We start from the raw sequence: 20183 nt of genomic DNA on the forward strand, positions 1-20183 counted from the left end.
TATGAGAAAACTCCTGATTCTGCTTTCCATATTCCAACTGCTATTGATCCATTCTCAGGTAAAAAAAGATTTGGTGATTCCTAAAAACCCAAAGATAGGACTGTCGCTGGCCGGCGGCGGAGCCAAAGGGTTTTCACATGTAGGAGTTCTTAAAGTATTAGATTCATTGGGAGTGAAGGTAGACTATGTTTCCGGAACAAGTATGGGAGCCATTGTAGGTGGTTTGTATGCTGCCGGCTACTCCGGAAAAGAAATAGAAAAAATTGTCATGGATACGGATTTCTATTCTTTAATTATGGATCCTAAATCGAGACAGGAAACCACTTTTTTCAACAAATCCGTAGACAAATATCTTTTATCCATTCCCCTGAAAAACGGAAAAATTACACTTCCCTCTTCTATCAGTACCGGCCAGAGAAATGTTTATCTTCTGAAAGAACTTTTTAAAAACGTTTCCAATATTGAGGACTTTTCCAAAATGCCAATTCCCTTCATGTGTGTTGCAACCAATCTTGAAAGCGGCAATATGCAGATATTTGAAAAAGGAGATCTCGTACAATCTATTATGGCAAGTTCTGCATTCCCTTCTTTAATGGATCCTGTAAAAATTGGTGACAGCATTTATATTGACGGAGCAATGACAGTAAATTACCCTTCAAAGCCTTTAAAGGACCGAGGAATCGATATTGTCATCGGAGTGGACCTTAACCAGGATCTTTCAAAAAGAGAGGATTTAAACAATATTATATCTATCCTGAACCAGGTCATTGATTTCGGGATAAAAAAAGATACAAGAAAACAGTATAAATATACAGACATCAATATCAAACCCAACCTGAAAGGAATGTCTGCAACAAGCTATGACGATAAGAAAAAGATTCTGGACAGCGGATATGTAGAAGGGCTCAAATATTCACAGGTATTGGACCAGCTTCCAAAGCGTCCTTTTGACCGCCTCAGACAGCGTATAAACCCAATATATTCCAACGTATACAAAATAGACAGCATTTCCATCGAAGGAAGTAAAATATATGGTAAAAATTACACACTGGGGAAAATGGGACTCCGCCTACCCTCTTTACAGACTTATGGAAGCATTAATAAAATGGTGGATAAATTGGTGGCAACAAACAACTATCGTTTTATCAATTATGATATCGTTCAGGAAAATGATGCCAATTACCTTAAGCTTTATGTCACTGAAGATGACACCCGCCACTTTTTAAAATTTGGTTTGCACTATGATGAAGTTTTCAAAACAGGGCTTCTTTTGAATTATTCAGCAAAGAGGCTTTTATTTAAAAATTCAAATCTTTCACTGGATGTTGTTGTCGGAGACCGCGTGAGATATTATCTGAACTATTTTATAGATAACGGATATATTCCTGGATTCGGTATTTACTCATCCGGGATGAGTTTCGACATCAAAAATGTAGACAATTATGTTGTAGACCGATGGGAATGGCTGAGAAATGAAGCCTATATACAGTCTATATGGAAGGATAAATTTGCTATCGGAGGCGGTATCAGCCATGATTATTTCAAAGCAGAAAACAGCAATGGAGATAACAGACGTTACAGCCGCTTTCTGAACCCTTACATCTTCATAAAAACCGATACACAGGATGATAAGGAGTTCCCTACCAAAGGAATTTATTTCGCAGCAGAAGGAAAGGTAGTAGATCTTTTAAAATCTGAAGTTGACAAAAGGATAATTCAGATCAAAGCAGATCTTAAAATCAATATTCCTCTTGGCAAACAATTCACTTACCGTCTTAATGTGTTTGGAGGGGTTACCATTGGTGAAAATCTTCCTGCCTATTATCAATACAGATTAGGAGGAATTTTTGAGCAAAATCTAATGAATTTTAAAAGTTTTGGAGGGTTTTATTTCGCCCAGCTTTATACTAATAATGTGATACTGGCTTCAAACGATATCCAGTTTAAATTTAACAAAAACTATTTTATCAGTGGAAATTTCAGCTTTGCTAACTTATCAAACGACATCAAGTTTGAAGATGCAGTTAAAGTAAATTATAGTTCCCTGGGAATTACGGCAGGTTACAAATCTCCTTTTGGGCAGATAAAAGTCAACTTCAGCCATTCACTAAAAAACAACCAAAAAGGTATATTCAGTGTTATTTTAGGACACTGGTTTTAAAAAAAATGATACAGTTCTTTTACGAAAACTTACCAGAGTCGGTAAGTACAGATTACAAAAAATGGCTGGAAGATCTTATTCTTTCAGAAGGAAAAAAGCTGGGAGAAATCAATTACATTTTCTGTGATGACGAATATCTTCTTAAGATTAATCAGGATTATTTACAGCATGATTATTATACAGATATCATCACTTTTGATTATGTAAAAGGTAAGACAATAAGCGCTGAGATTTTCGTATCTTTGCAGCGCATTTCTGATAACGCCTCTACCCTTTCCCGAGATTATGAAGAAGAATTAAGAAGAGTTTTAGCCCATGGTATTTTACACCTTATAGGCTATAAAGACAAGACGGAAGAGGAAGAAAAAGAGATGCGGAGAATGGAAGATTTGTACTTGGCCAAATACGGGGATTTAAAGTTTTAAAATTGAACAATCACTTAAAGTCCCATACCTAAAGTACTCAATTCTAGTAATAATATAATTTTACCTAGAGTACATTCTTCAAAAATGTTTCACGTGAAACATTGGTTATAAAGATAAGGTTTAAAGCTTAAAACAAGCGAGATAAAAATGATTTCAGAAATATATGATGTAATAGTAGTAGGTGCCGGACACGCAGGTTGTGAAGCAGCAGCAGCAGCAGCTAACCTCGGTTCAAAAACCCTACTTGTTACAATGAATATGCAGACCATCGGACAGATGAGTTGCAACCCGGCAATGGGCGGAATCGCAAAAGGACAGATCGTAAGAGAGATTGATGCAATGGGAGGATATTCCGGAATTGTAGCAGATAAATCTGCAATACAATTCAAAATGCTGAATCTTTCAAAAGGTCCTGCGATGTGGTCTCCGAGAACCCAAAATGACAGAATGCTTTTTGCTGAAGAATGGCGCTTAGCATTAGAAAATACACCCAATCTTGATTTCTTTCAGGATATGGTGAAACAACTGATTGTTGAAAATAATAAAGTAACCGGAGTAGTTACTTCTTTAGGAATTGAGATTAAAGCAAAATCTGTAGTGCTTACTAACGGAACTTTTCTTAATGGTCTAATCCACGTTGGAGATAAACAATTAGGCGGAGGAAGAATGGGTGAGCCAAGAGCATTTGGAATTACCGAACAATTAGTGACTTTAGGATTTGAAGCAGGGCGAATGAAAACCGGTACTCCACCAAGAGTAGATGGAAGAAGTTTGGATTATTCAAAAATGGAGGAACAAAAAGGAGATGAAAATCCTCAAAAGTTCAGCTATCTTGATACTCCGAAATTGACAAAACAATTAAGCTGCCATATCGTATATACAAACGAAACGGTACACGATATTTTGAGAGAAGGCTTTGACAGAAGCCCAATGTTCAATGGTACCATTCAAAGTTTAGGCCCAAGATACTGCCCAAGTATTGAAGATAAGATCAACCGTTTTGCAGAGAGAAACAGACATCAGCTTTTCGTAGAACCGGAAGGATGGAAAACTGTAGAGATCTATGTAAACGGATTCAGTTCTTCTCTTCCTGAAGATGTACAGATCAAAGCAATGAAACAAATTCCTGGATTTGAAAACGTAAAAGTATTCCGTCCTGGTTACGCCATTGAATATGACTACTTCCCTCCTACCCAATTAAAACATACCCTGGAAACAAAATTAATTGATAATTTATATTTTGCAGGACAGATCAACGGAACAACAGGATATGAAGAAGCAGCCGGCCAAGGATTAATTGCCGGTATCAATGCCCACAATAAAGTTCATGAAAAAGGTGATTTTATTCTAAACAGAGACGAAGCGTATATCGGAGTCTTAATAGATGACCTTATCACCAAAGGAACTGAAGAACCTTACAGAATGTTTACTTCACGTGCCGAATACAGACTTCTTTTAAGACAGGATAATGCAGACATCAGATTAACCGAAAAAGCTTATCACTTAGGATTAGCTAAAGAGGACAGATTAAAAAGAATGGAAGTTAAAGTAGCTGAAAGTCAAGCACTTGAAGAATTCTTACGAGAAACTTCTTTAAAACCTGGTATCATCAATCCGGTCCTTGAATCTATAGAAAGTAACCCCGTAGATCAGGCATACAGAGCGGCACAAATTCTTACCAGACCTCATATGACATTAGGAAAACTGGATGAAATTGATTTTATTAAAGAAGTTTCAAGCCAATACAATGATGAAGTAAGAGAACAGGCCGAGATCAATATTAAATACAAAGGATATATTGAGAAAGAAAAAGAAAATGTAGCTAAGCTGAATCGTCTGGAAAACATTAAAATTCCTGAGGATTTTGATTATACAAAACTTTCAAGCCTTTCTGCAGAAGCAAAACAGAAGATGTCTAACGTACGTCCTAAGACTATCGCACAGGCAGGAAGAATAAGCGGAGTTTCCCCAGCCGATATCAACGTTTTACTAGTCTATTTAGGACGTTAAAAAAAATATGTTTCACGTGAAACATTAAAAAAAATAAAACAAAAATTAAGGTATTTATGAACCTGTACCGGGCTCTGAATATCTTAATTTTTTCTACTATATAAAAGATAAAGATTTCAATGAAAATAAAAGATCATTTTCTTTCACAGGAAATTTTTGAAATTAAAGAGACAGAAACAAAAGGAGTCTTCAAGACTACTCCTATCCCATCCAATATTTCCAGATATTATGAAAGTGAAGATTACATTTCTCATCATCAGGACTCTGGAAGTATGAAAGAAAAGCTTTATAAATTCCTTCAGTCTTTTAATCTTCAATACAAAAAAAATGTATTAATAGACAGAATAAAGAAAGGATCAAGAGTTTTAGATTATGGATGTGGTGCCGGAGAATTTGTTAAATTTATAGAAAATGATTTTGAAACTTTCGGTTTTGAACCAGACGCAGATGCAAGAAAAGCAGCACAAGGAAAAATAACGAAAGCTTCTGTATTGGATAACATCAATACAATTGAAGAAAACAGCTTAGATGCTATTACACTATGGCATGTATTTGAACATATCGAGAACCAGGATGAAATGCTTAATGCTTTTCACGGGAAATTAAAAGAAAAAGGAATTCTTATTATCGCTGTTCCTAACCCTACTTCATATGATGCAAAACATTATAAAGAATATTGGGCAGCTTATGATGTACCCAGACACATTTATCATTTCTCAAAAGTTGGAATGGAAAATCTGATTTCAAAAAAAGCAGACTGGAAAATGAGAAAAATAAAACCTTTAGTGCTAGACTCCTATTACATCTCAATGTTGAGCGAAAAATACAAAAAATCACCCCTATTTTGGGTAAAAGCAGTAGTCTACGGAACAATTTCAAACGTAAAAGCGTTATTTTCAAACGAATTTTCAAGTTTGATATATATTATCGAAAAAAGATAGAAAGTGGATTTTTGACCCATTTATGAAGGTCGATTTTCAGCATTTCAAGCTTAAAAAAATAAAAACTCAGGATTTTTTCTCCTGAGTTTTCTTTTTTGATATTTTATAAATAAGCCTTAATTGAAATAAAACTTTAAAATTTAATATTCTATATTTTAATAAAACTCCCCTACTCCATTTCAATTTAAAAAAGAAAAATCAAGAATTCTTATTATTTCATTCAGTTACAGTATTACTTTGATCATTTATCTAATTTCTGAACAAAATTGATCCAAAAAAAAGAAAAACAGATGTTAGAAATTAAATTCCAACAAAAAAGGTGCAAATTCCGGCTCAAAATCAACCAAGATATAAATACTCGGAAAAATTTTACATTCAATCAAAAAAAGGAAATTAAAATCCAGACATAAAACTCCCCTACTCTATTTTATTTTTCAAATAAAAAATATTCAAAGAAATTTCTTTAGACTAATTTATAGTTAAAAAATAAAGACATTGAAAATTCTAATAAAGAAAAAGCTTAAAAATTTTATAGTTTAGAAAATAAAAGACATCGAAACAAATTACTGGTTCCAGAAAAGAGTAAGCAAATAGATTTCAAAAAAAATCTTGAAATTATTTTCTTGAAAACTAAGTTCATTCTTCATTTTATAATATTGAATAAATAATTTCTAATCTTTAGCTACACTTTAAAGTAAAAGCAGTATATAATTTAATAAAAAGAATAGTTTAAATATTGATATACAGTAAATTACAATGGAATCACTAATATGTGAATAAATAATTTTAAAAAATTTTCATAAAATAAAACTAATCACATAAAACTTGTTTTTAAAGCTCAAAAAATACAAAATATATATCATACAAGATATAAATTCCTAAAGAGTTCAAAGGTTCAGTAAACTCAAGGATACGATTAAAAAAATCACAAATTCTTGGGTAAGAAAATATTATAAGAAATACCCTTAGTTTTCAGAAATATTAGGTCACATCACATCATTTAATCAATTTAATGTTTGTGAAAATAAACATGAATTAATGAAAAAAAAACTAAAATTCACATCAAAAAATCATAACCGATTTATCATAAAAATCTGGTTATAAAACAAGAACGCATTCTTTCTAATTCCCCAATTTTAAAAAGAAAAACTAAGCACATTATTTACTGGATACCTAAGTAACTGAAAGCGAATTCAGGCCAAATCAATATAACTACAGGTTATATCTAAAACTACTATGAAAACACCGATCATTAAAGGATTTTTCAATAATCACAGAAAGAAAAAAGCCTGCTAATTATATTAGCAGGCTTTTAGAATATCTTTATTTTTATTTAATTGTTGATTGCAGCTACACCTGGTAACTCAAGTCCTTCAAGACTTTCAAGCATCGCTCCACCACCGGTAGAAACATAACTTACCTGGTCTGCATATCCGAATTGCTTAACGAAAGCAACACTGTCTCCTCCTCCAACTAAAGAGAAAGCTCCTAATCTTGTTGCCTCAGCAATACTTTCACCCAAAGCAACAGTACCACCAGCAAAATTTGACATTTCAAAAACTCCGATCGGTCCATTCCAAAGAATAGTTCTTGAATTTAACAATACATCATTGAACTGATCTCTTGATTTATGACCTGCATCAAGCCCCATCCATCCTTCAGGGATTGCATAGATATCAGCTTCTTTTCTTTCCACATCATTACTAAAACTTTCAGCGATGATAGCATCAGACGGAAGATATACTTTTACTTTATGCTCTTTTGCTTTTCCTAAAATTTCTAAAGCTAAAGGAAGCTTGTCTTCTTCGACTAACGAATTACCAATTTTTCCACCAAGAGCCTTAATAAAGGTAAATGCCATCCCTCCACCAATGATCAGATTGTCTACTGCAGGAAGGATATTTTCTATAATGGTAATTTTAGTTGAAACTTTAGAACCTCCCAGGATAGCTGTAACAGGTCTCTCGCCGCTCTTTAATACTTTATCTATAGCCTGAAGCTCATTAGCCATCAGTAAACCGAAAAACTTAGTTGACTGAAAATATTGAGCGATCACTGCTGTTGAAGCATGAGCTCTATGTGCAGTCCCGAATGCATCATTTACATAAGCATCTCCCAGTTTAGAAAGTTTCTCAGCAAAAGCAGCATCTCCTTTTTCTTCTTCATTATGAAAACGTACATTTTCCAATAATAAGATCTCCCCTGGTTTCAGATCTGCAGCAGCCTGTTCTGCTTTTTCCCCGATACATTCATCAACAAACTTTACCTCCTGTCCAAGAACAGCAGAAACTTCACCAAGAATATGTTTAAGAGAAAATTCATCTTTCACTTCTCCCTTTGGTCTTCCAAGGTGTGTAATTAAGATGACAGAACCACCATCATTAAGGATCTTTTCCACTGTTGGTTTCACAGCAACAATTCTTGTATTGTCTGTCACCTTCAGCTGATCGTCCTGAGGAACATTGAAATCCACTCTTACCAGAGCTTTCTTGTCTTTAAAATTGAAATCATTGATTGTTTTCATACGTAGATTTATTTTTTTCCAAGCCCCATGAAATTCCTTGAGCCAGATTCCGGATTACACTTCCGCAACTCCCGGCAGGATAATTTCAGGAAACTCACTGAATTTTCGTTTCACAAATGTAAGGTTTTAAACTTTTTCAACAGATTGATTAAAATAAAAGTTTTCAAAAACTTTCCCCGAACCCAATCACCCATTAATCAACAATTTTTTCTCTTATAAAAAAAAGAATAATGTAGTTGTTGTTGAGTGTTGTTAGTTTCGGGGATAAGTTTTACGTTAAAAATTGATAACATTCAACTTTTATTCAATTCATATTTAACTCACAATATAAATCCTTGTAAACCCGCTATTTCACATACTTATTAACAAATGTTGGTAACTTTGATATGAAGTCATTATTAGTTATTTTATTATGGAAAAACCTGGGGATAGCTGAAGAAAACATCTGGAAAGTTGTGGTAAAAATTTGCGGAAAGAATTTCTATTACGAAATAAATTGATCTTTAAAAATAGAAAGTTGATAAAAGTTTTCCACAGTTATTAACATACCTTTTAACAATTAACTCAGGGTTTACTAACACGAATTGTTATTATTCTTACCTTTGTAAGGAAATAGAATCTAATAAAGCTTAATAAGAGTATTATGAAAAGAAAAATTGCTATCGCAGCGGACCATGCAGGCTATGAATATAAGGAGATTGTTAAGAACTATCTTTCAGAACAATTTGAAGTCCAGGATTTTGGAACGTTTTCCACAAACAGTGTGGATTATCCGGACTTTGTACACCCTGCAGCAACCTCTGTGGAAAACGGGGAAAATGAGCTCGGAATTCTGATCTGTGGAAGTGGAAACGGAGTTCAGATCACTGCGAACAAACATCAGAAAATAAGATGCGCTCTTTGCTGGATGCCGGAGATTGCAACACTGGCAAGACAGCATAATGATGCCAATATGATTTCAATGCCTGCGAGATTTATATCAAAGGAACTGGCGATTGAGATTGTAGATAAATTTCTTTCAACAGACTTTGAAGGTGGAAGACACCAAAACAGAGTTGACAAAATTGCAGTTTGCTAAATATACTGAGGCTTGTAAATCATATTACAAGCCTTATTTATTTTTTATTCGTACATTTGCAGTGTCCAATAGAAATTACATTCTATTATTCTCCAAAGCCTTTCTTATATTTGAAACATATTTAATAGAAGGTTTTTCTCTTTTCTTCTCGAGAATTGTATTAAATTTATACAAAACTAAAGCTCCCGTTCTAAGTAAACTGAAAGATAAGTTCTGATGATATACGGAAAGAATCTAATGATGAAATTGAATAATCTTATACAAGGAATGAATGGGGAAATTTAGAAAAAGGTTTTATTTGAAGTAAGACCAAAACAAATTAAAAGAAAATTAAAATGCCAAAAAAAAGAAAATATATAAGTCATAAAAATGATTTAAAGATGATGGAGATCGGAAGACTGATCCTCCGTTTTATGAATGCGAATTCATCCAAGATTTATAATTATAAGCAGATCGCTGACGGAATAGATTACAAAAATCCAAGACAAAGAGAACTTGTAATTCAGGCGCTGCACAAACTTCAGGGATCTGAAAAAATCAAAGAAGTAGAAAAAGGAAAATATATAGTAAACCTGAAAATTGGAGGAACACTTACCGGAATTATTGATTTCAATCAAAGCGGAAATGCTTATGTAAGTGTGGAAGGATTGGAAGACGATGTCTTCGTTCATTCCAAAAATGTGAAGGATGCCCTGCAGGGAGATAAGGTTCTTATTATAACTTATCATTATAAAGGAAAGAAATTGGAAGGCTCCGTTTTGGAGGTTTTGGAACGTACCAGAACTGAATTTGTAGGAACATTTCAGAAGGTTGCCCACAAAGATTTTGGATTTGTGGTTTGCGATAAAAAATCAATCAATACAGACATCTTTATTCCAAAGGGAAAATTCAACGATGCTGAGGACGGAGATAAGGTCATCGTAAAAATGACTGAATGGAGACCTGGGGATAAAAATCCTGAAGGTGAAATCATACAGGTATTGGGTGCTCCGGGAGAACACGAAACAGAGATCCACTCTATTCTTGCAGAGTATGGCCTGCCTTATGAATTTCCATCGGAAGTAGAAGCAGATGCTGATAAAATAGACAGAAGTATTACTGACGAAGAGGCTGCAAAACGCTGGGATATGCGTAATATCTGTACATTTACAATTGACCCTAAAGATGCGAAAGATTTTGATGATGCTTTATCTATAAGAAAGCTTGAAAATGGAAACTGGGAAATCGGTGTTCACATCGCAGATGTATCCCATTATGTAGTTCCGGGAACAATTCTGGATGATGAAGCATATAAAAGAGCTACTTCAGTATATCTTGTTGATAGGGTAGTTCCGATGCTGCCGGAAGTTTTGAGTAATGATGTGTGTTCCCTTCGTCCTCACGAAGATAAATATACTTTTTCTGCAGTTTTTGAACTGAATGACGAGGCTGAAATCCAGAAACAGTGGTTTGGAAGAACAGTGATTCATTCTGACAGAAGATTTACTTATGAAGAAGCTCAGGAGCGTATAGAAAGCGGACAGGGAGACCTGGCGGAAGAGATCAATACTCTTAACAGGCTGGCAAAGATTATGCGTCATGAACGTATCAGAAGAGGAGCTATTACTTTTGACAGAAGTGAAGTAAGATTCAATCTGGATGAAAATAATGAACCGATTGGAGTTTACTTTAAAATAAGTAAAGATTCCAATCACCTGATTGAAGAATTCATGCTTTTAGCCAATAAAAAAGTATCTGAATATGTATCTCTGAGCAGAAAAGGTGAAATCACTAACAATACATTTATTTACAGGGTTCACGATGATCCGGATCCTGCAAAATTAGAATCGTTAAGAGACTTTGTTGCTACTTTCGGATACAAAATGGATCTGGCCAATACCAAAAAGGTTGCCGCATCTTTGAATAAACTTCTTCATGATGTGAAAGGAAAAGGAGAAGAAAACATGATCGAAACACTTGCAATGAGAAGTATGAGCAAAGCGGTGTACTCTACTGAACCTATTGGCCACTATGGCTTAGGTTTTGAGTATTACAGCCACTTTACCTCTCCTATCCGTCGTTATCCGGATCTACTTGCACACCGTCTTCTTCAGCATTATCTGGATGGAGGAAAATCTCCAAACAGAGGGGATCTTGAAGACAAAGCAAAACACTGCAGTGCCATGGAAAGGCTGGCTGCAGATGCGGAAAGAGACTCTATCAAATTTATGCAGGTTAAATTCATGGAAAAACACCTGGGAGAAACTTTCAGAGGGGTTATTTCCGGAGTGGCAGAATTTGGTTTCTGGGTTGAAATTCCTGAAAATGGAGCGGAAGGCCTGATCAAATTAAGGGATCTTGTAGACGATTCATATATGTTTGATGCAAAAACCCATGCGGTATACGGAATAAGACACGGAAACAAATATCAGTTGGGTGATGAAGTACAGATCAAAGTGGTAAAAGCCAATCTGATTCAGAAGCAGCTTGACTTCCAGATTGTGAAATAAGAAATACGTCTTTTATAAGACTGTAGATAAAATTATTGAAAGGCTGAATGTATATTTACATTCAGCTTTTTATTTTTTTAACAAAAACATTTGAATATACTCTCCTCTCCTATTTTCTAAAAACTTTACATTAAACTCTCCTTAAAATCCACTTGATATATCACAACTTTATTGAATAATTAAATCATAAAGTATAACTTTGTATAAAACGAAATGAATTTATTTTCATTTTAAAACACATTAAATGCTAGAACTTGTACTATCGGCAATCATATTAGGATTCATGCTGAGCTTGGTTTTTATAGGACCTATTTTTTTCCTGTTAATTGAAACCAGCTTTTCCAGAGGCCCGAAACATGCCTTATCATTGGATCTTGGAGTTATCACTGCAGATTTATTATGTATTGTAGCAGCGTATTATGCCAGTACAGATATTGTAGCTTTAATAGATAAACATCCTGGCTTCTACAGAATCACTTCCATTCTTATTTTTATATATGGGATTGTGATGCTGGTTACCAAAACCAAGATGCATATGCCTGGCGAAGAAAAGATCATTGGACAAAATTATATTAAAACATTTTTCAATGGTTTTTTCTTTAATCTTCTCAATGTAGGAGTTATCCTTTTCTGGCTGGTAACGGTAATTTCTGTGAGGAATCAATATCCGGACACCAGCAGTTTTATTTTATACATAGGGATTGTACTGGCCACTTACCTTTCAATAGATCTTGCCAAGATATTTCTTGCCAAGCAATTTCACGATAAATTAACACAAAAGCTGGCCAACCAAATCAGAAGAGTTGTTGGCTGTATTCTTATTATCTTCAGTTTCTTTATCTTCCTACAGAGTTTCAAAAAGTTCAATCAGTTTGAAAGACAGCTGGAGGAAGCAGAAAAGAAAGAAGTAAAATATCAAAAAACAAAATGAAAAAAATGATCTTTCCAAAGTCCCTTAAAAAAGGCGACAAAATAGCTGTTATTTCCCCTGCAGGAGCGGTAGATGCCTCTCAAATGGAAAAGGGAATAGAAATGATTAAAAGTAGAGGTTTTGAACCCGTTCTCGGGGAACATCTTTACACCAGATTTTCAAACGGATATAATTATGCCGGAACAGAACAGGAAAGAATAAAAGATATCAATTGGGCTTTAAATGATTCTGAAATCAGGGCGGTATGGGCTTCCAGAGGAGGCTACGGATGCCAGCACCTGATTCAGCACCTGAAAATAAAAGGTTTTACAGAAAATCCGAAATGGTATATTGGGTATTCTGATAACACCGTTATACAAATTTATCTGTTGAAAAAAGGTTTTGCCTCTATTCATGGGCAGACCATTAAAACATCAAGCTTCGGTGTTACTGATGAAAGCTATGACCTGATCTTTGATATCCTCAAAGGAAAAACTCCAAAATACAGTCTTGAATCACATCAATTTAACAAAGGAGGGAATATTGAAGGAGAATTGGTTGGAGGGAATTTAGCCCTTATCTACGCTCTGTTAGGAACAAAATATTCTTTTGACTTTAGAGACAAAATCTTATTTATTGAAGATATCGGAGAAAACTTCTATGCACTGGATCGTATGATAATGAGTCTGGAGCTGGCAGGAGTCTTCAGTAAGATCAAAGGACTTATCGTTGGCGGGATGACCAATATGGGAGATGAAAAGGAAAACAAAAGCTATGAAGAAAGCTTTGATGAATTTGCCTATAAGCTGATTTCAGAAAGAATTTCAAAATATAAATTTCCTGTAGTATTTGGTTTCCCGAATGGGCATATTAAGGATAACCGTCCACTTTTAATCGGTGGTCATGTTAAAATGAAGGTTGGAACTAAAGTAAAAATAGATTTTTAATATATCCACTCTCCTATCTCCAAACTCTTAAGTATACAGTATGGCTCATCACAACGATTTTGGAAAAATAGCAGAAAATCTTGCTGCTGAATATCTTCAGAAAAATGGCTATAAAATTTTGGTCAGCAATTTCCGTTTCCAGAAAGCGGAGATTGATATTATTGCAGAAAAAGATAATCTGATTATCATAGTGGAAGTGAAAGCAAGATCTACTGATGCATTTATGCTCCCTCAGGAAGCAGTCACCAAAACCAAAATAAAATCAATTGTTTCTGCAGCCAATCATTATCTCGAAGAATTTAATAAAGACAACGAAGTAAGATTTGATATCATCTCCGTTCTTCCTGATGAAAACAGAAACTTAAAGATTGACCATATAACCGATGCTTTTCAGGCATTGGATGCAAATTAATAAATCAATAACAATGTATGAAGGAAACAATATCATACTCTTGGTAAAGTATTCCATTCATATCATTAATAAGCAAATTTATGAAGACAATATTAATCACCGGAGCAACTTCCGGTATCGGTAAAGCCACTGCAGAGCTTCTTGCAAAACAAGGAAACAGAATCATTATCTGTGGAAGAAGAAGTGAGGTGCTAGAAGCTGTAAAATCAGAGTTATCTCAATATACCGAAATGTTTAGTTTATTGTTTGATGTTAGGAATCTTGAAGAAGTGGAAACAGCCATTAATTCACTTCCTGAAACCTGGAAAGATATTGATGTCCTGATCAATAACGCAGGGAATGCTCATGGGCTGGACCCTCTTTCAGCCGGGAAGACAGATGACTGGGATTCTATGATTGACGGAAATGTGAAGGGACTACTTTATGTTTCTAAAATGATTATTCCGAATATGAAAACTAAAAACTTAGGTCATATAGTAAACATCAGTTCTGTGGCGGCGAGACAAACCTACGCGAATGGAGTAGTGTACTGTGCAACAAAGAAAGCTGTAGACGTTATTTCAGAAGGAATGAGACTTGAGCTTACCGAATTTGGCATCAAGGTAACCAATATTCAGCCGGGAGCTGTAGAAACCGATTTCTCTTTGGTAAGATTCAAAGGCGACAGTGAGAAAGCTTCAACGGTGTATGCAGGCTATGATGCTCTGAAAGCTGAAGACATTGCTGATGCCATTGCTTATTGTGTGAATGCTCCGAAACATGTTACCGTTTCGGATATGACAATCTACCCGAGTGCTCAGGCAGAACCGAGAACGATTTATAGAAAATAGTCAAAATAATGGACTAAATTTGCAGAATATTAAAAGCAATTTTGCTGTTTAGCTTAAAACAAAAAAATGAAAATTCTATATCTGGAAACATCTTCCAAAAACTGTTCAGTAGCGATATCAGACAATGAAAAACTACTGTGCGTATGTGAAGAAGTTTCTGAAAATTATAAACAATCTGAAAGCCTTCATACCTATGTAGAATGGGCATTGGAAGGGGCTGGAATTGCTCTTAAAGATATCGAAGCCGTTTCTTTGGGGAAAGGTCCCGGATCGTACACAGGATTAAGGATTGGTGCAGCCTCTGCAAAAGGATTCTGTTATGGTCTTAAAATTCCTCTGATTGCTGTGAATTCTCTTGAAAGCATGATAGAGCCTTTTTTAAGCGATAACTATGACTTCATAGTACCTTTGATTGATGCGAGGAGAATGGAGGTTTATACGGCCGTTTATGACGGTAATACGGGAAAAGAATTATCTGAAACCGAAGCCAAGATTTTGAATGAAACTTCTTTTGAAGAATTCAAAGATAAAAAAGTATTATTTGTAGGCGATGGTGCCAAAAAGGCAAAAGAGATCCTGAATCTTCCTGATGCTGTTTTTAACGAGAATGTGTATCCTTCTGCGAAATATCTTATCAAAAAGACATTGGAAAAAATAGGAAATAAAGAATTTGAAGATATAGCATATTTTGAGCCTTTCTATCTCAAAGATTTCCATGGAGTAAAGAAAAAGGGCTCGTAATATTTATTAAATAGAGTAGTAGAGAAGAATAAACAACTGCATAAAAAAAGCGAAGAGTAGATCTTCGCTTTTTTATTTTATTGAGGTCTTGGCGGTGCCTTTGATCCTGGTTTGGTTTCTGTTGATTTCTTATTTTTCTGCTGCTGGGCAGGATTTCCCTGCTGTGGAGCAGGATCCATATTCAGGGTTTGAGTACTGATATTTTCCAGCTTCTGAACTTTTCCATTATTCATTTGCGGAACGCCAGTGTTCTGGGCATTAGGCTGTACAGGTGCTCCTGCGGGTTGTTGAGGGACCGCATTTCCTTTATTATCTGTTGCCTGGAAGCTGAGATCACTTTTCAGATAAACCAGCATTTCTTTAGCTCTTATTCCTTCAGGAGTTTTAGAATAATTCAGGGCAATCTGTTCAAGCTGCAGAATCATGACTTCCTTTCCACTGGATTTCCCGGCATTGAATGCATTGAGCAGGTACAGTTTAGGAACCAGTGCATCCTTAGGAAATTTTTGAAGGGTCTGATCTATCACCTCTTTACTTTCCGCAAATTTTTCCGATTCAAATAAGGCATATGCTTTTTTATATTCATTTTCAACTTCTTCCGTTGATTTTACGAACGATTTGTTTTTAGGGTTTCTGGCAAATTCAGCATAAGAAGTGTAAGGGTAATCCGTCAATAGAATTTGTTTCGCTTTTTCAGATGCCTGTGGATTTTTCTCATAATTCATGGCAAAAATCTCATACAGTGCCTGCAGCATTACCTTTTCCTCCGGCTTTACATCTACAAGGTCATACAGTGTTTTTGTCGCCAGGGGAGTGTTGGTAAAATAGTTCTGATACATGATTCCCAGTCCTAAGGAAGCAGTATCTCTGTCCTTTTTCAATTGAGACAATTTTCCCTGGTCCGTTGGGATCTGCTCAATATAGTAAGAAGGCTCGAAACGTCTCGGATTAGGTGCTGAAGTTACTCCCAGCGCTTCATTCTTCATATCTTCAATAGAAGCCATTTTCTTGGAAAAACGCCAGTTATCGGCAAGAGCACGATCTCCCCAGACTTGTTTAAAGGTGGATGTTCCTTTGCTTACAGTTCCGGTATTTCCGAAGTAAAATCCTTTGGTAGTGACTCCGAAATCCTCAAAAGCATTGGAGCTGTTGGCAAAAATAGAATTAGCGCTATAGTCTCCGGTATCAAAACCTTTGCTCCTTTCCGCACGTCTTCTTTCCTGCTCCTCTTTTTCTTCTTTAATCTTTAATTTTGCTATATATTTTGTGAAATAGTCTGTTTTCTGACCTTCATCCATCTTTGCCAGTGAAAGAATACTGTCATTCTTTTTGATCAGATAATAATTCTTTGAAATCTTTTTGATGTATTCCGACTGATCTTTTAATAAAATTTTTGACGGCTCATAAGTCATCACAGCAAGCGCAGAATCATAATAGCTTCCGGCTCCGATATAATCATTCTTATCAAGATAGCTTTTTCCTATTTCGTAATAAGCCAATCCACGGATCTGAGGGTCAGAAACCTTTTCAAAGAGGGATTTTCTGAAGAATTGCTGAGCTTCATCTTTTTTTCCTGCTTTGTTGGCCATTAAACCTAAAGCATAATAAAATTCATTTTTTCTTGAACCATAAGTCCCCTTTTTACTGATTCCTTCAAGATAGTTTTTGGCGCCGGCATAATCCCCTTTACCATTAAAAGTCTTAGCAATGGCAATCTGAGATTTTACTTCAAATTCAAAATCATTGGCATATTTGTATGCTGCGGTATAGCTTTCCCTTGCTTTATCATTCTGGTTCAGATTTTCTAAAACCTGGCCCCTCAGATAAGCAATTCTGCTCTTTAGTTTTCTGTTGCTGTTCAGTTCAAAAGCTGCATCAAGCTCTTTCGCTGCCTCTTCTTTTTTGCCCGCATCCAGCAGAGATTCAGAGTAATAGATGCTCAGCAGTTTTGCGTAGCTTTTATTAATGTCTTCTCCTTTCAGTTTGGCAAAAGTTTCATGGGCTCTGTGATAATCTTTGATTTGGTCATAGGCAAGCCCCTGATAAATTCTTGCCAGAGCGATCCTTTTATCGTCTTTCATTTTGGTGAACACATAATTAAGAGCATCCAGCGCTTCCAGGGATTTACCTCTATAAATTCTCGCTTGGGCAAGAATCATATAGGCATCGAAAATCTGCTTGTTTTTTTCTTCACCATTTCTGGTCACAGAATATTTATTAATTGCTTTTAAAGCTTTTGCTTCAGCAATTTCAAGTGTAGTAGCTCCTTTACCCTGTTCACCATCAGGTCTGTCAGGGGCATTTCCCTTAGGCCCTCCGGGTATATTGGGTACTCCGGAATTTCCTCTTCCTGAAGGTCTGTTGGCTACTTCAGCCATTTTCATGGAATTTTCTGCAAACGCTTCTGACTGTCCAAGATCACTTCCCAAAGGCTGTTCTTCATAGGTCAGAATAGGAATATAAGGAGCATAAAAATTGTCTTTATGTCCTTTATCTCTGGTTGTAAACTCACTGTTTAATGCATCTTTCGCATTAAAAAGAGTATTGTAATATGTGGAAAATCCTTTCAATAGTTTTGATCGCTGCTCCGGCTTTTTTGTTTTGGTAGCACAGGAAGCAACAAGGCATATCACTAAAAGGAATAATATATTCTTTTTCATTATTCAATTATAACTTGCTAATCTGCTTTTTATTATCAGCAGTTTGATGATTTTGTAAAAATAATAAAATTTTATAATGAATAATATTTATATTTCTTGTGGAAATATTTTATTTCTTCTTTAACTGATATTTAAAACTTCAATATTTTCTTAGATCAGAGAGGTTTCTTTCAATATTTTGTAAACAAGATGGGTAGGAAGTCCCATAATGGTATAAAAGCTCCCTGTAAGGCTGGTGATCTTTGCCATTCCCAGCCATTCCTGAATACCATAGCTGCCTGCTTTATCGAAAGGCTTATAGTTTTTAATGTAATATCGTATTTCTTCATCAGAGAGCTCATCAAGCGAAACATCGGCAACATCAGTTTCTGTAATAGATTTATCCGTAGTTTTGATGGTGATTCCGGTATAAACCTGATGGGTCTTTCCGGATAGATTCTGAAGCATTTTGTAGGCATCGGCTTCATCTTTGGGCTTTCCAAGAATTTGATTATCAATAGCTACAACGGTATCAGCTGTCAGCAGAACTTCATCTGCTCCCAAGGGTCTGAAAGCATCTGCTTTTAAATCAGACAGATAAGCTGCAGCATCTTCTATTTTTATATGTTCCGGAAGAATTTCTTCACAGTCTATTTTTACGACTTCAAATTCAAAACCCAGGCTTGAAAGAAGCTCTTTTCTTCTTGGTGATTGAGAGGCTAAAAGTAATTTCATACCGGTAATTATACAGATTGAGTGTTATCATCATGCCAGTTTCCCTGAACTTTCATCACCTGTTCAATCACATCGCGTACTGCTCCGGTTCCTCCTTTTTTCGGGGAAATATAATCAGAGATTCCTTTTACTTCAGGAACGGCATTTTCAGGACATGCCGCAATAGCTGAGCTTTCCATAATATGAATATCCGGAAGATCATCTCCCATAGTCAGGATTTCTTCATTTTTAAGATTGTGTTTCTTCTTAAAATCTTCAAAATCCTCTATTTTGTTGTGGGACTTCGGATAGTAATCCTGGATACCCAGGTAATTGATTCTGTGTTTTACCATTTCATCATTTCCCCCGGTAATTACTCCGATCAAATAATTGTTTTTTAATGCTTTCACTACGGCATATCCGTCCAATACATTCATTACCCTGCACATATTCCCACCGGGAAGCAGATAAACACTTCCGTCTGTAAAAACGCCGTCAACATCAAATACAAATGCCTTAATATCTTTTAACTTCTCTTTATAACTCATACATTTCCTGAATAGAATGATTCATTGTTTTATAAATTTCAAGACTTTCGTCTTTTAATAACTGTTCATGCAGCTGTAAAATTCTTACATCATTTCTCACTGCAGGTCCGGTTTGTGCCTGTTTAGGCTCAATTTCATAAATTTTCTGGACTGTTTCATCAATCAGCGGTAAGAAATAATCAAACGGAATATCCTGAGAATCCGAAATTTCTTTAGCCCTTGAAAAAAGATGATTCACAAAATTACAGGCGAAAACAGCTGTTAAATGAATATATTTTCTTTTTTCATGGCTGCTTTCCATCACTTTCTCTGAAATCTGTGAAGCAAGTCCAATCAGTATTTTCCGATCTCCTTCATTTTCTGCTTCTACAAAAAACGGAATTTTTTCATACTCCAGGTCTTTTGATTTTGAAAATGTCTGTAAAGGGTAGAAGCTTGCTTTTCGGTACTCACCGGACAAAGCTTCTTTTGGAAGTGATCCTGAGGTGTGGGCAACCAAACAGCCTTTTTTGGTAATACTCTTTGAAACTTCTTCTACAGAATTATCACTTACACAGATGATATAAAGATCTGCTTCCTTCAGATGCTCTGTGGAATAAGGAATGTTTAATTCTTCTGAAATTTTACTCAATTCTCTTTCGTTCCTGCCAAAAATCTGGGCCAGGGGAATACTTTTCAAGGTGAAAGCTTTCGCTATATGATAGGAAACATTTCCGGAACCGATGATTACAATTTGCATATAACAAATATAAGATTTTAAGCTGAGCCGGAAAAGGAAGATGTTCTCAGAAATCCTGTACTTCAATATAGGCAC

16 protein-coding genes are annotated in these 20183 nt (G+C 35.4%); 11 read left to right on the top strand and 5 right to left on the bottom strand.

Features of this window, described 5'->3' with window-relative positions; all coding sequences use genetic code 11:
- Nucleotide 1: 1 nt before the first annotated feature.
- The 4 genes from FW781_RS20280 to FW781_RS20295 all read left to right on the top strand — a co-directional run bounded on the left by FW781_RS20280 (nucleotide 2) and on the right by FW781_RS20295 (nucleotide 5537).
- A complete protein-coding gene (locus tag FW781_RS20280; RefSeq protein ID WP_149389090.1) occupies nucleotides 2-2161 on the top strand; it encodes a patatin-like phospholipase family protein in 2160 nt (719 codons plus the stop codon).
- 5 nt (nucleotides 2162-2166) lie between these two features.
- Nucleotides 2167-2586, top strand: coding sequence for an rRNA maturation RNase YbeY (ybeY, locus tag FW781_RS20285; RefSeq protein WP_149389091.1), 420 nt, complete (start codon nucleotides 2167-2169; stop codon nucleotides 2584-2586).
- Nucleotides 2587-2733: 147 nt separating this feature from the next.
- Nucleotides 2734-4596: a tRNA uridine-5-carboxymethylaminomethyl(34) synthesis enzyme MnmG gene (gene mnmG, locus FW781_RS20290; RefSeq protein ID WP_149389092.1), complete on the top strand. Its 1863-nt coding sequence runs from the start codon at nucleotides 2734-2736 to the stop codon at nucleotides 4594-4596.
- Between the two features lie 119 nt (nucleotides 4597-4715).
- Nucleotides 4716-5537 (top strand): class I SAM-dependent methyltransferase, encoded by an 822-nt coding sequence (locus FW781_RS20295; RefSeq protein ID WP_149389093.1) that lies wholly within the window; start codon nucleotides 4716-4718, stop codon nucleotides 5535-5537.
- Nucleotides 5538-6870: 1333 nt separating this feature from the next.
- Here FW781_RS20295 and FW781_RS20300 read toward each other — a convergent pair.
- A complete protein-coding gene (locus tag FW781_RS20300) occupies nucleotides 6871-8061 on the bottom strand; it encodes a phosphoglycerate kinase (protein ID WP_149389094.1) in 1191 nt (396 codons plus the stop codon).
- A gap of 643 nt (nucleotides 8062-8704) precedes the next feature.
- Between FW781_RS20300 and rpiB the strand changes: the two genes are divergently transcribed.
- The 7 genes from rpiB (at nucleotide 8705) to tsaB (ending at nucleotide 15468) form a co-directional block, all read left to right on the top strand.
- A complete protein-coding gene (gene rpiB / locus FW781_RS20305) occupies nucleotides 8705-9139 on the top strand; it encodes a ribose 5-phosphate isomerase B (protein WP_047380053.1) in 435 nt (144 codons plus the stop codon).
- A gap of 335 nt (nucleotides 9140-9474) precedes the next feature.
- Nucleotides 9475-11628, top strand: coding sequence for a ribonuclease R (rnr, locus tag FW781_RS20310; RefSeq protein ID WP_149389095.1), 2154 nt, complete (start codon nucleotides 9475-9477; stop codon nucleotides 11626-11628).
- 244 nt (nucleotides 11629-11872) lie between these two features.
- Entirely contained in the window at nucleotides 11873-12559 is a 687-nt protein-coding gene (locus FW781_RS20315) for a LysE family translocator (RefSeq protein WP_149389096.1), read from the top strand.
- Nucleotides 12556-13485 carry a S66 peptidase family protein gene (locus tag FW781_RS20320; RefSeq protein ID WP_149389097.1) on the top strand — a complete coding sequence of 310 codons (930 nt, stop codon included), beginning with the start codon at nucleotides 12556-12558 and terminating at the stop codon, nucleotides 13483-13485. The genes FW781_RS20315 and FW781_RS20320 overlap by 4 nt, the downstream gene beginning before the upstream one ends.
- A 40-nt stretch (nucleotides 13486-13525) precedes the next feature.
- Nucleotides 13526-13897 carry a YraN family protein gene (locus tag FW781_RS20325; RefSeq protein ID WP_149389098.1) on the top strand — a complete coding sequence of 124 codons (372 nt, stop codon included), beginning with the start codon at nucleotides 13526-13528 and terminating at the stop codon, nucleotides 13895-13897.
- Nucleotides 13898-13977: 80 nt separating this feature from the next.
- Complete coding sequence (locus FW781_RS20330; protein ID WP_149389099.1) at nucleotides 13978-14727, top strand: SDR family NAD(P)-dependent oxidoreductase; 750 nt, start codon at nucleotides 13978-13980, stop codon at nucleotides 14725-14727.
- A gap of 66 nt (nucleotides 14728-14793) precedes the next feature.
- Nucleotides 14794-15468, top strand: a complete 675-nt coding sequence (gene tsaB, locus FW781_RS20335) for a tRNA (adenosine(37)-N6)-threonylcarbamoyltransferase complex dimerization subunit type 1 TsaB (RefSeq protein ID WP_149389100.1) — start codon at nucleotides 14794-14796, stop codon at nucleotides 15466-15468.
- Between the two features lie 77 nt (nucleotides 15469-15545).
- Here the strand turns inward: tsaB and porW are convergent, their stop codons facing one another.
- From porW to FW781_RS20355, 4 genes are all read right to left on the bottom strand, one after another.
- The gene (gene porW, locus FW781_RS20340; protein ID WP_149389101.1) at nucleotides 15546-18128 is read right to left on the bottom strand and encodes a type IX secretion system periplasmic lipoprotein PorW/SprE; all 2583 of its coding nucleotides are present in this window, start codon (nucleotides 18126-18128) and stop codon (nucleotides 15546-15548) included.
- A 150-nt stretch (nucleotides 18129-18278) separates the two neighbouring features.
- The gene (locus FW781_RS20345) at nucleotides 18279-18842 is read right to left on the bottom strand and encodes a Maf family nucleotide pyrophosphatase (protein WP_149389102.1); all 564 of its coding nucleotides are present in this window, start codon (nucleotides 18840-18842) and stop codon (nucleotides 18279-18281) included.
- A gap of 8 nt (nucleotides 18843-18850) precedes the next feature.
- Nucleotides 18851-19369, bottom strand: coding sequence for a KdsC family phosphatase (locus FW781_RS20350; protein WP_149389103.1), 519 nt, complete (start codon nucleotides 19367-19369; stop codon nucleotides 18851-18853).
- Nucleotides 19359-20108 (bottom strand): Rossmann-like and DUF2520 domain-containing protein, encoded by a 750-nt coding sequence (locus tag FW781_RS20355; protein ID WP_149389104.1) that lies wholly within the window; start codon nucleotides 20106-20108, stop codon nucleotides 19359-19361. The genes FW781_RS20350 and FW781_RS20355 overlap by 11 nt, the downstream gene beginning before the upstream one ends.
- Nucleotides 20109-20183: the final 75 nt, after the last annotated feature.

It is taken from the genome of Chryseobacterium panacisoli, from assembly GCF_008274625.1.
Lineage (GTDB): Bacteria > Bacteroidota > Bacteroidia > Flavobacteriales > Weeksellaceae > Chryseobacterium > Chryseobacterium panacisoli.